Consider the following 14124-nt stretch of genomic DNA (forward strand, 5'->3'; position numbering starts at 1 on the left):
TCCCGCCGCGCCACCGGTTCGGTGGGCCGTCACCCGCCGCGCCACCGGTTCGGTGGGCCGTCACCCGCCGCGCCACCGGTTCGGTGGGCCGTCACCCGCCGCGCCACCGGTTCGGTGGGCCGTCACCGGCGTCGGGGAACATCGGTACAGCGGTTGGCGCTGAGAACGATCATGGTCCGGGTGTGAGTGTGCTGACCCGGTTCTCGTACTCGCGGCGGGCCTTGCGCTGGGCCGGGACTGCGGGGAGGCCCTGGCCGCCGTCGAGCGGCTGGCAGCGGGCGAGGAGCTGGCGGTGTACGGCGGGGACGGCGCTGACGCGCAGGGTGTACCCCTGGCCGCGCCGTACGGCCACCCCCTGGTCGAGCGCGGCGCGCTCGGCGGGCTCCAGCTCGGTGGTGCGGAGATAGTCGGCGACCTTGCCCGGCATGTCGAGCGTGACCGGCAGCTCCGGGGCGGGCACGTCTACCTCGTTGGCGGTGTGCTCGGGCAGGAGGTCAGCGACGGCCGTCCGGATCGCGCCGCGGCTGACGCCGTGATCGCGGGCGAGGGCGGCGATGGAGCGGCCTTCGAGGTACGCAATGCGCACGTCGCCGGCCTTCGCGGCCACCACGGCGGGGCGGCGCCCTCCCTTGCTGCCCTTGGCCTCGGCGGCGCGCAGCCCGTCGTAGGTCAGCTCGCGCTGGAGGTCGCGCTGGAGTTCGCCGGCGGCGGCGAGGGTCTGCACCATGAACTTCACGGTGGACAGCAGCTCGCAGGTGCGCGGGTTGGCGGGCGGTGAGGTCCATCGCGGAGAACGCCCCGTCGTGGATGCGTAGGGCGAGGCGGTCGCGGTGCAGGACGTCGAGCACGTCGAGGATGTGCTGGTTGCCGCGCACGAGACGGAACATTTCGGAGATGTGCACGGTGTCGCCCGGCCGGGCGTAGTCGAGGAGCGCGCGGAACTTCGGGCGCTGGAGGGGGTGGAGGCGGCTGGAGGTGCCCGGGTCCTCCTCGAAGAAGACCGGGTCCTCGATGCAGGCCTCGTCCAGGACGAGGTTCTGCCGGGTGGTGGACTGCTGGTCGGTGGAGACGCGCTTGTAGACCAGGTTCGCCACTCGGGGCCCCTTCCGTACGGAGGATCGGACCCTATCTGTCGTCAAACCCTGTCAGCAATCACCATCGGATCTGATTGGATTCGGGCCGCCGCGAGACCCTGGATTGCACGGGTTCATTGGACGCGTTGGCCGCCTGTCGTCAAACGATCGTTTGACGACAGGAGGAGAACGATGGAGACAAACGCCGCCCCGGTGTTCTCTGACATCGAAGTTGGACTGATTGCCATCGAAGCTGGACCCCGGTCAGAAGGTGCGAGGCGCCCTTTGCTGAAGCTGGCTTCTCAACAGGACCACACGGTGCGAGGGTGCTACTCGGGCCGGACCTGAGCGGCCTGCATGCCCTTCAGTCCTCGTTCGACGGCGAAGGACACGGCCTGTCCCTCCTTAAGGCTCTTGAAGCCGTCGGCCTCGATCGCCTTGAAGTGGACGAAGAGGTCATCACCTCCGCCTTCGGGGGTGATGAAGCCGAACCCCTTCTCATCGTTGAACCACTTCACGGTGCCTTGCTGGCGATTACTCAATGTATTGCCGCTCTCTCTGAGGGTAGTGATTGGCTCTATCAGACCACGGCGTTCCCGCGCAGTTGAAGCGATCAGGCGCCTATGCCGAGACCTTGCCGTGGTCGGGCGGCGGCTGGCAGGACGTAGTAGTTGTCCAACTTCCCTGGCAATCGGTCCAGGTTCAATGTCAGGGGACACCCGGGCTGCCCCGGCGGCTGGCGCCCGTCCGTCTGTCCCCGCGTGAGCTCGCCCCGGGCGGTAGCGCGCCGGCCGTGCCTGCGGCGCACTGTTGGTTCTACTGCTTCGTGGCCCACTGCCGTTGCACCACGCGGGGACGGACCACATGGGAAGGGCATGTCAGTGCCTGTTCCATATCTCCGGTTCTGGGTAGCCTTGGCGCCTAGGCTGGCCAGGTGTCCGAGGGCGCCGGGCGGACCGGAGAGCGGGTGTGCGGTGGCTGTGGTGAACGGCTGAGGCCGGGAGCGCGGCCCGATGCAGTGTTCTGTTCTGCGGTGTGTCGTGCCAGGCAGTGGCGTCGGGTCCGTCGGCTACGGAGGCCGGTGGCGGCCGAACTGGGCGGCGACGGGCTGGCCGAGTGCCTGGTCTGTGGGGCGACTTGGGTGGTGGGGGTGGACCGGCGGTCGAACGCCGTTTACTGCTCGCGGCGGTGCGTGACAAGGGCCTGGAGGGCCCGGAAGGATTCGTACGGCGAACGGTCACGGTGACCGTTGCGCGAACACGTCCGGATCGCACTTCTGATCGGATACCGGTCATTGCCGGTCAATCGTTGCGATCATAGGATTTTCGGTCTGACTCTCGGGTTCGAGAGGCGGGCTGTGTCTCGTCACGGTCAACGACCGTGCCCGGCCCGCGGGTTGGGGTGAGAACCGTGCCCAAGGAGATCGAGAAGACCGGCGACGGCGACAGGGTCGGCAGTGTCAGCGCGAGCCGGTACGCGCAGATCGTGGCGGAGCTGCGGAAGCTGGTGGAGACGGCCAGCCGCATCCAGTTCGCGATCGGCGACTACGCGCTGGAAGTCGAGCCGATGCGCGAGTACGGCGGCCAGGAGAGGAGCGAGGCGCCGTTCACGGTGAAGGAGTCGCTGTTCCGGCTGGCCGAGGACATCGGGGTGTCGTACTCGATGGTGAACCAGACGAGGTGGACGGCGTCCAGGTGGCCAGAGGATCGCCGGGTCGCCGGCGTCTCCTACACGGTCCACCGGATCCTGGCGGGGATCGCGGACGAACAGGAGCGGTTCGAGGCGATCGGCACCCCGCCGGAGGGGAAGTCGCGGTGGACGCCGGACGAGGCGAACCGGCGGGCCGGCCGCCAGGTCGTCAAGCCCGTCACCCCGCAGGAGAAGGTCAGCGCGATCCACACACTTGCGAAGGACGAGGAGGTCGCGGCGACGGTGACCGGGGACCTGCTACGCCGTCCGGCCGTGGTCGCGCAGGTCAAGCCCGCCGACAAGGTAAGGGCGGTGGAGGAGCTGTCCCGCGAGGACGAGGTCGCCGCCGCGATCGCTCCGGACATCCTGCGGCGCCCCGCGGTCGTCGCGAAGGTCAAGGCGGCCGACAAGGTGAAGGTGGTCGAGGAGCTGACCAGGGACGAGCGCGTCGCTGCAGAGGTGACCACAGGGCTGCTGCGCCGCCCGGACGTCGCGTTCAAGGCGATGGGTGACGACACCGCCCGCCACCAGGTCAACCGCGCCCAGGTCGAACGCGGCCAGCAGGCCCGCGAGGACTTCAAGGAGAACAACCCGCTCGCCCCGGCGATCCGCGCGATCGACCGGTCGGTGGAGTTCCTTGACCTTGTCACCGCCTGCCACGCGTTCGTCGCGGCGGCTGGCCGCGTCGTCCCGGGTCTGCGCGACCGGCAGCTCGGTGACGACGAACGCGTCCTGGTCCACGAGAACGTCGCCCGGGTGCGGGCCACCCTGGACTGGATCGAGACGGCCGTCGACACCGGGAAGGTCGACGTCGACGGCGAACTGGCCCGGCTTCTGCAAGGCGAAGGCGAATAGGCGGTGCCACGCGCTTCTGAGCGCAGATCGGCCGCCTCCCAGCGGCACGCCGACACCGTCCGGTTCGTGCTCTTCGAGGCCCGCCCTGCCGGGCTGACCTTCCCCCAGCTCGTCCGCTCCGGCGAGCTGACACCCAGCCAGACCCGCGCGGGCTTGGCCTGCCTGCGCGACATCATCTCCGAACGGGGCTGGCCGCCCCTGATCTGGACGAAGAAGGACGGCTACCGGTTCTGCACCGACACCGCCGAACTCCAGGCATACGAACTCTCGATCGTGAGGGAGAAGCTCACCGAGATCCGCCGGTTCATCACCGCCGTCGTCGGCCCGCACGCCGCTCTTCAGCCGAAAGGACGGTGGATCAAACATCTCAACACCCAGCTCGGCTCGGTCGAGTCCACGCTGGACATCGTCTCCGAGTACATCGACACCTGACCGGTTGGGGGACGGCACGGTCGTCCCCCAACCCTCACCTTCGGAAGGGATGTTGAGTTGTCCCGTCACCGCTGCTACCCCTCCGACACCTACGACGACGAATGGGCCCTCATCGAGTCCCTCCTCCCGCCGCCGGCCTGCGCGTCCCCCAAGGGGGGACGCCCCGAGAGGCACCCACGCCGCGAGGTCGCCGACGCCATCCGCTACGTCGTGGACACCCAAGCAAGTGGAGAGCCCTGCCCAGGGACTTCCCGCCCTGGCGGACCTGCTACAACTTCATGGCCCGCTGGGCAGCCGCCGGAGTCGTCGGACAGATCCGCGACCAGCTGCGTAAACGCATCCGCCGCGAGATGGGCCGAGCCCCCGGCGCGGTCGCCACCGTCATCGACTCCCAGTCCGTCAAGGCCGCCGAGACCGTCGGGCGCGACTCGCGCGGCTACGACGGCGCCAAGAAAATCAACGGACGCAAGCGACACCTGGTCGTCGACACCAAGGGCCTGCCACTGTTCGTGATGGTCACCCCTGCCGACACGACCGACCGCGACGCCGCGAAGGAAGTCCTGTTCAGGCTGCGGCTGATGCATCCTGAGATCACCATCGTCTGGGCCGACTCCGGCTATGCCGGACAGCTCGTGACCTGGGCGAAGGCCCACCTGAACCTGACGCTCAAGACCATCAGCCGTCCGAAGGACGCCACCGGATTCGTCATCCTGCCCCGTCGCTGGGTTGTGGAGCGGAGCCTGGCCTGGATCATGCAAGCCCGCCGTCACGCCCGCGACTACGAACGGCTCATCCAGCACTCGGAATCTTTGATCACCTGGGCCGCGATCACACTGATGACCAGGCGCATCACCCGCCGGTCCTCCCGCCGGAGCCAGCTCACACAGCCCGCCTCGTATGAGGCCAACCGGGACTGATCGTTCTCAAGTTCACGGTCGGCAACGCCACCAGGACAGGCCCGTCCTCCCGGCCGGGAGCCTACTTTCCCACGGACTTCCCTGAAGCCGCAGACTGTTCAGTCTCTGAGTCGCCGCACGACTCTACAGGTGAGAAGTGAGACTGCTCGGCAGGTAATTTTTGACGCCAGTGACGCGGTGGTGGAAGCGCCCGGATGCTAGTCCGCCTGCAGGACGCAGAAAAGAACAGGAAGCACAGGAAGCGCGGCTTGGCCACGATGGCTTCGGGGAACAGCTCACGGGCGGCTGGACCGGGCTCCGGCTCGCTGATGACGGTGATCCGGAAACCAGCCCCGGTGTAAACCTCGATCATCACGTGCGGCGGCCTGTGCCAGATGCTGATCCGCGCGGTCTGGCCGTCCATGGTCCACTCGTCGGTCCAGTGGGTCGCGTCGAAGTAGTCGTACTCGGACTCACGGCCGGCCTGACGGTGCATGATGAGCTGCCCCTGAGGCCCATCTGCTCTCTGTCTGGGGCGAGCGATTGTCGAGAGGTCCAGGCTTTCGCTGTCCCCCTTTGACGCCCCGCGAGTGGTTCCGGATGTCTCACCGGCTACGCATCGGTGACGTCCCGGGGCGTCGCCGGGTGGAGGGAGTCGATGTCCTCCATGAAACGCAGCATCCGGGCGTTGACGAGGTCGGGGTGGTCGATCTGCGGCCCGTGTCCGGTCGCGGCGACGATCTCGGCGCGGGCGCCGGGAATCACCCGAGGAACGCGTTCGAGCTGACGCTTCGGGTGCACCAGCAGGCTGCGCTTGCCCATGATCAGGTAGAACGGCGTCCGGATGGAGCCCAGCTCGGCGTCGGACAGCGGCAGTGGAGCGGGACGGCGTATCCGGAAGGCCTTCACGCCGGCCTGGATCCAGGCGCGCAGATCCGGATCGGATATGACCGGCTGTTCCAGCCACTTGGCCAGAGCCGGGCGCAGCCGCTTGGGAGCGAAGGTGGCGAAGAGGCTGGCGAAGATCCAGACGAAGAAGCGGAGCCCCACCTTCTCCAGCCCGCCCGGGTCGAGGGCGGTGACGGAGGCGATCCGTTCGGGCCGGCGGTGGACCTGGTTGATGACGAGCCAGCCGCCGTAGGAGGAGCCGACGAGGTGGACCTTGTCGAGGCCGAGGGCGTCGAGGGCCTCGTCCATCCACTGGGCGGCCCGCTCGGGTTGCCACATCGGCGCGCGGTGGATGCTGCGGCCCGGGTCGCCGGGGGTGTCAAGGGCGTAGACAGGGCGATCGGCGCTGAGCGCGGCCGTGTTGGGGTACCACATCGCGGAGCAGCCGCCCGAGCCGTGGATCAGGACGACCGGCGTGCGGGACTCGGCCGCCGGGTCCGCGGGGCCGTACCGGTAGACGTGAGTCGTCCCAAAGCTCGTCTCCACGTCGGTCTCGGAGCGGATCGGTGCGCCCTTCGCGTAAAGCACGTCGCAGGCGGCGAAGTAGCGGTCGCGCAACTGGTCATTGACGTAGCGCCCTATGTCGCGGCGCGTTCCGGGCGTGTTCTCGGGCATGGGCTACCTCCGTGAGATCCGCTCTTTATGATACGACCGTATCATATTGGTGATACGGCGGTACCATGAAAAGGAGCCCTCGAGCCGGACCAGACGGCGAACAGGGATCCCACCAACCCCCGGAGACACCACGGATGCCCAAGCGCGTGGACCACGATGAACGCCGCACCCAGATCGCTGAAGCACTCATCCAGGTCGCAGGGCGGCAGGGCCTGCACGCGGTCGGCATGCGCGACGTCGCCGCCGAGGCGGGCGTTTCACTGCGCCTGGTGCAGTACTACTTCCAGACCAAGGAAAAGCTGCTCTTCCACGGCCTCCAACACCTGACCGACCGCTTCACCGCCCGCGTTGGCGCCCGCCTCGCCGCTGCCGGCCAAGACCCGGGCCCCCGCGCGACCATCGAGGCTCTGCTGCTGGCCTCGCTGCCGACCGACGAGGAGAGCCGAATCTTCCACCTTCTCTACAGCTCCTACTCGATCCTGTCCGTGACCGACGAGGCCCTCGCCGCCCAGCCGTTCATCGACAACCCTGACGCCGCCGAGAATGCCCTCACCCAACTGATCCGACAGGCACAGGAGACGGGCCAAGCCGATGCTGGAGCCGACGCTCGCACTGAGGCGATCAGCCTGCTTGCCATGACGGCAACCATGGGCACCAGCATCCTCGTCGGACAGCGCACGCCGGAGTCTGCCATCGCGGCACTCCAGTACCACCTCGACAGGATCTTCAATCGCAGCCAGACCTCGCCTACGACCCGGTGACTTCCGTTCTTGGCTTCACCGGCATCGGCCTGAGGTGCTGTTGAGCTGAGACATCAGCTCGCGGTTGGTGGCCCGAGTGGCTGCCAGATCCCCGCCGCGTTCACCAAGCCGCGAGTAGAGCTCCACAACCTGCGGCTCGAGGTGGGTCAGCTTCTCCTCGAGGGCGTCGGCGTCGTGAAAGCTCCGAGCCCAGCAGCCTGCCAGGCCTCCTGACCGAGGACATGGGACAGCCGTTGTTCGAGCTCGACGAACCGCTGGCCCGGGCGGGTGCGTCGGCGAGCTTAGGCCGGTCGGCCTGGAGGAAGCGGCGACTAACCTCGGGCCCCGAGGGGCCTGCCGACGGTTGCACAGCGCGGGCCAGTACGGCGGCGTGGAGATCGCCGTGCCGGCAGATCAGTTGCGGTGCACGTGAGCGGCGCGCAACGACAGACAAGGCGATCTTCAGCCTGTCGCAGGTCAGTCGCCGAAGGCGGCCCGGACGCGGCAACGTTCACGGACTGAATCGTCGGCGCATGCCTTCGCGAGCCGGTCGGCAGGCAGCGGTCAGCTAACGCCTCCCGCCCTAGCCGGATACCGCTCGCGGCAGAACGGTGTCGGCCTACCTCGTGGCTCAGCTCGGAACATTGAACGGTCTTCGGCGAGTGACCACACACTCGGAGTGCGCTAGCCAGGCAGTTTCGCTGCGTAGATCCAGTCGAAGCCGTCGTATCCGGGGCCGTCGAGATGTTCTGCCCGCATCAGGCCGGCACGTACCGCCACGCGCTGCGAGGCAGCGTTAGCCGGTCGGACTCGGGCGATCAGCGGGAGGTCGGTAACGTGGCGCGATACCCAGTCGGTCACTGCGGTCGCCGCCTCGCTGGCGAAGCCCTGACCCCATGCCGAGGCGGCGAAACGGTAGAAGAGGTTGAGAACGTTCATGCCGTTCAGGTCCATGGGCTTGACCCCGCAGAACCCCAATTGCCGGGCAGAGTTGTGGCGTCGGACAACCCAGTACCCGTATCCACAGCTCTGCCATTGGTTGTTCCAGCGCTGATAGAGCTCCTCGGCCTCTTCGGGCCGAGCGAGGGCGTCGGAGGGATTGTGCAGGCAGGTTGCGGGGTCACTGTGGATCGCGAAGATTGCATCGATGTCGGCTTCGGTCGGACGCCGCAGGGATAGTCGGGCGGTCGACAGCTCTTCGCCTGCCAGGCTCCATTCACTCATTCGAAGATCGTAGAGCCATGAAGATGGCGGCGATGTGGAGTCCGGTGAGGTAGATAGTGGCGGACTCGCTCCCGGCCTCAGCCGTTCAGTACAGCCCCCACACACCCGCCCTCCGGGCCGCCCGGCACCGTCGAACGCTGGCCCAGGCTAGGCACCAGCGTCACCCAGAACCGGAGATATGGAACAGGCACTCAGATGGTGTAGCGCACGTAACGCTCGCCCTTGAACAGGTAGACGTCCTTTCCGCTGCCGGGGACGGCGCAGCCGGCCTGGAGGTTGTAGGCGAACTCGGTGTCGGCCAGTCGCGGCCAGCCGGTGATGATGTTCTGGACGCCGTTGCGGATCCGTTCGTTGCGGCAGTCGTAGCGCACGTACTTGTCGCCTTTGAACAGGTAGACGTCGGTGGAGCTGCCGGGAACGCTGCAGGCGGCGTCGAGGTTGCTGGTGAAGTCTGTGCCCCTCAGGCCAGGCCAGCCGTCGGAGAGCCTGCCGATGCTGGCCCGCTCGTTGCGGCAGTCGTAGTTGACGTACTGGTCGCCTTTAAACAGGTAGACGTGGGTCGTGCTGCCCGGAATGAGGCAGGCGGCGTCGAGGTTGCTGGTGAAGGTTGTGCCCCTCAGGCCAGGCCAGCCGTCGGAGAGCTTCTTGGTGCCGTAGCCGATGTCCTCGCTGCGGCAGTCGTAGCGGACGTACTGATCTCCTTGGAACAGGTAGACGTCTGTGGCGCTGCCCGGAGCGAGGCAGGCGGCGTCGAGGTTGCGGGTGAAAGAGGAGCCGAGCAGCCCAGTCCAGCCGGTGGCGAGGAACTGGAAGCTCCCCTCCGGAGGAGGTCCCGGAGGGGTGTCGCCCGTGTACTTCACACTCAGGGCGAAGTGGCCCATCCCCGAGGAGCGGGCATTGAACTGCAGGGTCATGCGTCGGCCTTCGGTGTAGTACAGCGCCTTCAGATCCGATCGGTTGAGGGCGAAGCCGCGGGTGAGGACCATGTCGTCGTGGTTGCGCAGGGCTTCCCAGAACGTCGCCAGGAGGTCCATCGCGACGATCATGTAGCCGAGCATGTCCGCACCAGGGACGAAGTTCAGCGCGAAGTCGACCAGACTCAGCGAGTCGACGGCGTCCCCGAGCGCCTTCCCGAGCGCGGTGTACCACGCGTCGTTGGACTGGTCGGCCTCCCAGCATGTGATCATCAAGGCGCTGAGGTTGCCGGTGAAACTGGCATCGAAGAACGCCATCCTCCCGGTGCCATGTTCGCCGGGGATGGGGTAGTCGTTGTTGCCAGACACACTGCCTGTCTCGCCGGTGCGCGTGTGGAACTTGTAGTTGTGGGACTGACAGGCCGCGGTCCAGTAGATCTCGTCCCGTCCGCCCCACTGGTCGCCGGCCGCCTGGCGGCAGCGGAACCCGGCCCACTCCAGCTTCGCCCTGAACGGCGTGTTGGATGCCGCCTCATCCGTGGGCGCGCTGCCGTCTGTCTGTTCCTGAGCAGCGGTACCGAACTGGGCGCCGTCGAACAGGGTCAGGCCGTAACCGTAGGCATCGGCTGCTTCGCTGAACGCATCCGTCTCCAACTGCTCCCCCGCCAGCAGGCGAGTGCGATTGACCCACGCGACGTTGGGCTGGTTGGCCGCCAGTTCCCCGACGGCCCGGATGCGCGCAGCGACGTCCTCGGGCGTGAACGGCTCGTCGAGGCCACGCCGCGCGACCGCCTGCGGCACTAGCGCCACCGTGCCGACATCCCGCTGCTCACGGTAGGCCCGCCCCAGCGCCCACACCTCGCCCTCCCCCAGCACACCGACCAGCGGCGCCAAGAACGACTGCTCCCACTCGGTCAGCTCCAGCCCCATCTCCGCGCGCGCCGCAGCGTGCAGCCATACCCCTGTCGCCACATTCGTTTCCGGGTTCTGGCGCCGCTGCCGCCGACGTGACGCGACAGCCGGCGCTCCCGCCAGCATCCGCCGCCACCGGTCCAAGCGCTCCTGCCCGCCCTCGACAGATGCTTGCCACGTACTGGTGTTTGCCGTCATCTGATCTCCATCTCGAAGCACTTCAGCCGCGGCATGAAGCCGCGTTCCGTATCGAACTGGACGCATCCCCGTCTCGGACGAATCGACGGAAGCATCACTCGACTGAGCGGGCCCCCGCGGCGCATCCGGTCGTAGCCGACACCCTCGACTACGGTCTGCGCCGGCTCACTCTTCTGCGTCGTCGTCATCGTCAGGTGCAACCGCGTCAGGGTCCCGCAACGGACGCAGGGCGCCGGCAGCCGGCGTGGAGGCGGTGAAGCTGTAGCGGCCGAGCAGGTTCAGGTTGCGGTGCTTGAGGGGGGACAACCGGGCGATGTCCTCGTCGCGGATCTCGTGTCCCCCGTCCTGCAGCTGGGCGACTGCGGCGCCGATGTACCTGGTGGTCCAGAGCACGATGGCGTTAAGGACCAGGCCGAGTGCGCCGAGCTGATCCTCCATCCCGTCCCGGTACGCCTGGTGGATGGTGCCGCGCTTGCCGTGGCACACGTCGCGGGCCAGCTTGTGGCGGGACTCCTGCACGGTGAGCTGCCGGTTCATCTGCCGCCGGTAGGTGTCGTCCACCGGGTCGACCACGCGCAGCAGGTGCTCGGTCTTGGCGATCCGCCCGTACTCCGCGAACGCCGCCCCCAGCGGGGTCGGACGCCCCTCGCGTCCGAACATACGCAGCAGGTCGTAGGCGCGGACCTGATTGGTGACCAGAGAACCGGCGACCTTCAGCATGTCCGGCCAGTGCGTGATCACCTTGTTCAGGTTCACACGGTTGCGGGCCAGGTCCTCCACCACGCCGTAGGTGCCGGTCTCGACACCGGGCATCGTGGCCCGCCAGAACCGCTGGTCGTCCAGGTCGCGGAACCGCGGGCTGAAGTTGTAGCCGAGGATCTTGAACAGGCCGAACACCATGTCGGAGTACGAGGCGTTGTCGGTCGCCACCATCTCCGGCTTCACCCCGCCATCCAGGTTCAGCAGCGCGTCCAGGATGTGCAGCGAGTCGCGCGGGGTGCCGGGGACGACCATCTGCCCGATGCCCGCGACCTGGTCGTTGACGGCGTTGAGCCAGGTGATGCCGCGCTTGAACCCGAAGTACTTCGGCGACGGGGCGGCGTTGATGGTGCGCACCGGTACCTGGAAGCGCAGCCCGTCCACGGAGGCGAGCAGCCCGTCGCCCCAGTAACGCACGATCGGGATGTCGGCTTGGGCAGTGATGAGCCGCGCGTTCGCCGCGGCGATGGTGTCGGCGCGCATGTAGTACTGGTCGACGTGCACGAGCCGGGCCCGGGTCAGGGCCTCGTAGCCGGAGTTGACCACCGGGGTCAGGCCGATGTTGCACGCCTCCGACACCAGCAGCGCGACCACCGAGGTGGGCAGGTCCTTCATCCGGGTGGTGCCGTCGCCGAGGTGGACGAAGGCATCGAGGAACCCGGTCCAGGCGTTCACCTCGAACAGCAGGTCCGGCAGGTCGATCTTCGGGAGCATCTTCTCGACCCGCTTACGCAGCCAGGTCAGGGACTTCGGCTCGCCGAGCGCGCCGAGCTTGTCGACGTTCAGCTTCACCCGCCCGTCGTCCTGCACCTCGATGGAGACCTTCGCCGCCGGCCCCGCTTCCTGAAGGCGTTCGGCGAGCTGCTTCCATCCGGCATCCAGGCCCCGCACCAGCTCCGCCAGGTGCTCCTGGACGGGCATGTCCAGGCTCAGGGCCGCCAGGACGTCCTCCTCGACCGCATCCCAGTCGGGCCCGTCCAGCAGGCGGGCCCGCGGGTTGGACCAGCGGTGCGAGGGCGAGGCGAACACGTCGCGGTTGTTCAGGGCCCGGTGCAGCTGCTCCAGCACGCACACCACGTACGCGTCCCGGTCCACCGCACCCTGAGGCAGATCCGGATTGGCGTACACCGCCTTGCGCCACGCCGGCGGCACGAGCTTGTCGTCCACCTCGCGCGGCAGCAGCGGCTTGACCCCCACCTTCCGCCGCGCCAGCGCCGGAAGACCCCGGACCCCGGCCAGGACCCGCTTGCCCGCGCTCGCCGCGTCCAGCGCCTTCGACTCGCCCAGCAGCGCAAGGAACGGGCGGACCGTCGCGTACCGGTTCGCCAGCGCAGCCCGCATCGCCACGTCGGTCGAGTTCTCGTCCTCGGGCACCAGGGTCACCACGGTGGCCGCCGCACTCATCACGGCGGCACGCGGGGCGACCTCCTCCACCGCCGCCCACAGCGCGGCCACGTCCAGGTCCGCCTCCTGCTCCTCAACCAGCTCCAGCTCCTCGAAGAGCACCTTCGCCGCCCGCGCGAGCACCCGTGACGCCTTCTCCAGCTGCGGCAGCGTCGACAGCCTCATCGATCGCCTTCGCCTCCAGGTGCCGCATCACCGCAGTGAGCATCGCCGTGCGCTTCGGCTCCACCGCCCGCTCCAGCAGCGCCGCCTTCGACCCCAGCGCGTACCGGGCCAGCGCCGCCATCCGGTTCGGCGGGATCTGCGACAGCCTCAGCCGCCCGAGCCGGTACGCGCCGATCTCGTCCACCCGCTCCAGCGCACGGGCGAACGCCGTCCCCGTCGTCCGCGTCGGCGGCCGCCGCAGCCGCTCCAGCTCCGAGAACCGCGAGCCCTCCGGCGTCTTCAGCGTCGCCACCAGATCCCCGGGCAGCGCCGGGTCCGCGCGGCGGGCGGCCCCCGCGACGGTGGCGTGCAGCCGCTTGTCCGCGACCTTCCGCACCTCCGACACCTGCCGGGCCAGCACCGAGACGCCCGGCAGCAGCACCCGGTTGCGGCGCAGCCAGCCCACCGCGTGGTCGAACAGCGCCTTCGGGCCCTCGGCGTGCGTCCACGCCCGCCCGTGCAGGAAGGTGCAGAACCGCCGGGACCACTCCGCATCGTCGTACTCGTGGTACTCATAGGCGTCCCGGATCTCCCACGCGTGCTCGTACGCAGTCTTCGGCCGCTCGGTGTACCGCTTCACCACCGACGCATCCTCGATGCCGAGTTGCCCGGCTAGGTGCTCGACCACCGGCCACGGCGCGTCCAGCGGGTCGTCCGGGAGGAACCGGCCGATGTAGCGCACCGTGCACATCTGGAGCGCGAAGCCGAGCTGGTGGTGCGCGGAGCGTCGCAGCGCGATCAGATCGCGGTCGACGTCGTCCAGGAAGAAGAACCGCTCCAGCTCGGGGCGGGTCGGCTCCTCGGCGAACTTCCCGTACGCCTCGGCCTGCTCATCAGTCAGAAACTCCACTGGCACGAGCGGAGCGTAGCCAGCCCCGGTGCCCGTCCGGTGATCTTTCCGCGAACCTCAGTGGAGCCCACAGCCGGTGTGCTAGCCGACCATGATCTTTCTCAGCGCCAACCGCTGTACCGATGTTCCCCGAGGCCGGTCACCCGCCGCGCCACCGGTTCGGTGGGCCGTCACCCGCCGCGCCACCGGTTCGGCGGACCGTCACCCGCCGCGCCACCGGTTCGGTGGGCCACCGGTCGGGCACGCCATCGCCTGGCGGATCAACGGCGCGGCGGATCGCCGGCCTGGCGGGCCCCACCCGCCGCACTGCCACCCGGCGTGCCACCGGCCGCACCGCCACCCGCCGCACCGCCACCCGGCGTGCCACCGGCCGGGCGTGCCGGCGGTTGTGCGGGCCGCCACCCGCCGTGC

At 68.5% G+C, this 14124-nt stretch carries 8 protein-coding genes and 4 pseudogenes; 4 read left to right on the top strand and 8 right to left on the bottom strand.

From position 1 onward, the window contains the following. Positions 1–169 precede the first annotated feature (169 nt). From ACZ4M5_RS00660 to ACZ4M5_RS00670, 3 genes and pseudogenes are all read right to left on the bottom strand, one after another. A complete protein-coding gene (locus tag ACZ4M5_RS00660; protein WP_467732872.1) occupies positions 170–727 on the bottom strand; it encodes a serine integrase family protein in 558 nt (185 codons plus the stop codon). 121 nt (positions 728–848) lie between these two features. Continuing rightward, positions 849–1094: pseudogene (locus ACZ4M5_RS00665) on the bottom strand (recombinase family protein); the annotation flags it as partial. Between the two features lie 308 nt (positions 1095–1402). Beyond that, complete coding sequence (locus ACZ4M5_RS00670) at positions 1403–1615, bottom strand: cold-shock protein (RefSeq protein ID WP_467731598.1); 213 nt, start codon at positions 1613–1615, stop codon at positions 1403–1405. An 868-nt stretch (positions 1616–2483) separates the two neighbouring features. On the opposite strand from ACZ4M5_RS00670, the gene ACZ4M5_RS00675 reads away from it, so the two are divergent. From ACZ4M5_RS00675 to ACZ4M5_RS00685, 3 genes and pseudogenes are all read left to right on the top strand, one after another. Further along, entirely contained in the window at positions 2484–3617 is a 1134-nt protein-coding gene (locus ACZ4M5_RS00675; protein ID WP_467731600.1) for a DUF6192 family protein, read from the top strand. Between the two features lie 3 nt (positions 3618–3620). Beyond that, the gene (locus tag ACZ4M5_RS00680) at positions 3621–4049 is read left to right on the top strand and encodes a RacP protein (protein ID WP_467731602.1); all 429 of its coding nucleotides are present in this window, start codon (positions 3621–3623) and stop codon (positions 4047–4049) included. A 57-nt stretch (positions 4050–4106) separates the two neighbouring features. Continuing rightward, positions 4107–4966 (top strand): annotated as a pseudogene (locus tag ACZ4M5_RS00685) (IS5 family transposase). A 220-nt stretch (positions 4967–5186) separates the two neighbouring features. On the opposite strand, the pseudogene ACZ4M5_RS00690 reads toward ACZ4M5_RS00685, so the two are convergent. Together ACZ4M5_RS00690 and ACZ4M5_RS00695 are read right to left on the bottom strand one after the other, a co-directional pair. After that, positions 5187–5444: pseudogene (locus tag ACZ4M5_RS00690) on the bottom strand (SAM-dependent methyltransferase); the annotation flags it as partial. A gap of 113 nt (positions 5445–5557) precedes the next feature. Further along, positions 5558–6508, bottom strand: coding sequence for an alpha/beta fold hydrolase (locus ACZ4M5_RS00695; protein ID WP_467731604.1), 951 nt, complete (start codon positions 6506–6508; stop codon positions 5558–5560). Between the two features lie 134 nt (positions 6509–6642). Here ACZ4M5_RS00695 and ACZ4M5_RS00700 point away from each other — a divergent pair, with 134 nt between their 5' ends. Next, the gene (locus ACZ4M5_RS00700) at positions 6643–7269 is read left to right on the top strand and encodes a TetR/AcrR family transcriptional regulator (protein ID WP_356929889.1); all 627 of its coding nucleotides are present in this window, start codon (positions 6643–6645) and stop codon (positions 7267–7269) included. A gap of 663 nt (positions 7270–7932) precedes the next feature. Here the strand turns inward: ACZ4M5_RS00700 and ACZ4M5_RS00705 are convergent. From ACZ4M5_RS00705 to ACZ4M5_RS00715, 3 genes and pseudogenes are all read right to left on the bottom strand, one after another. Continuing rightward, positions 7933–8472: a GNAT family N-acetyltransferase gene (locus ACZ4M5_RS00705; RefSeq protein ID WP_423546201.1), complete on the bottom strand. Its 540-nt coding sequence runs from the start codon at positions 8470–8472 to the stop codon at positions 7933–7935. 191 nt (positions 8473–8663) lie between these two features. Next, positions 8664–10496 (bottom strand): hypothetical protein, encoded by a 1833-nt coding sequence (locus ACZ4M5_RS00710; protein ID WP_184762054.1) that lies wholly within the window; start codon positions 10494–10496, stop codon positions 8664–8666. 165 nt (positions 10497–10661) lie between these two features. After that, positions 10662–13719, bottom strand: a pseudogene (locus ACZ4M5_RS00715) (Tn3 family transposase). Between the last annotated feature and the right edge of the window lie 405 nt (positions 13720–14124).

It is taken from the genome of Streptomyces sp. NPDC026246, from assembly GCF_055567995.1.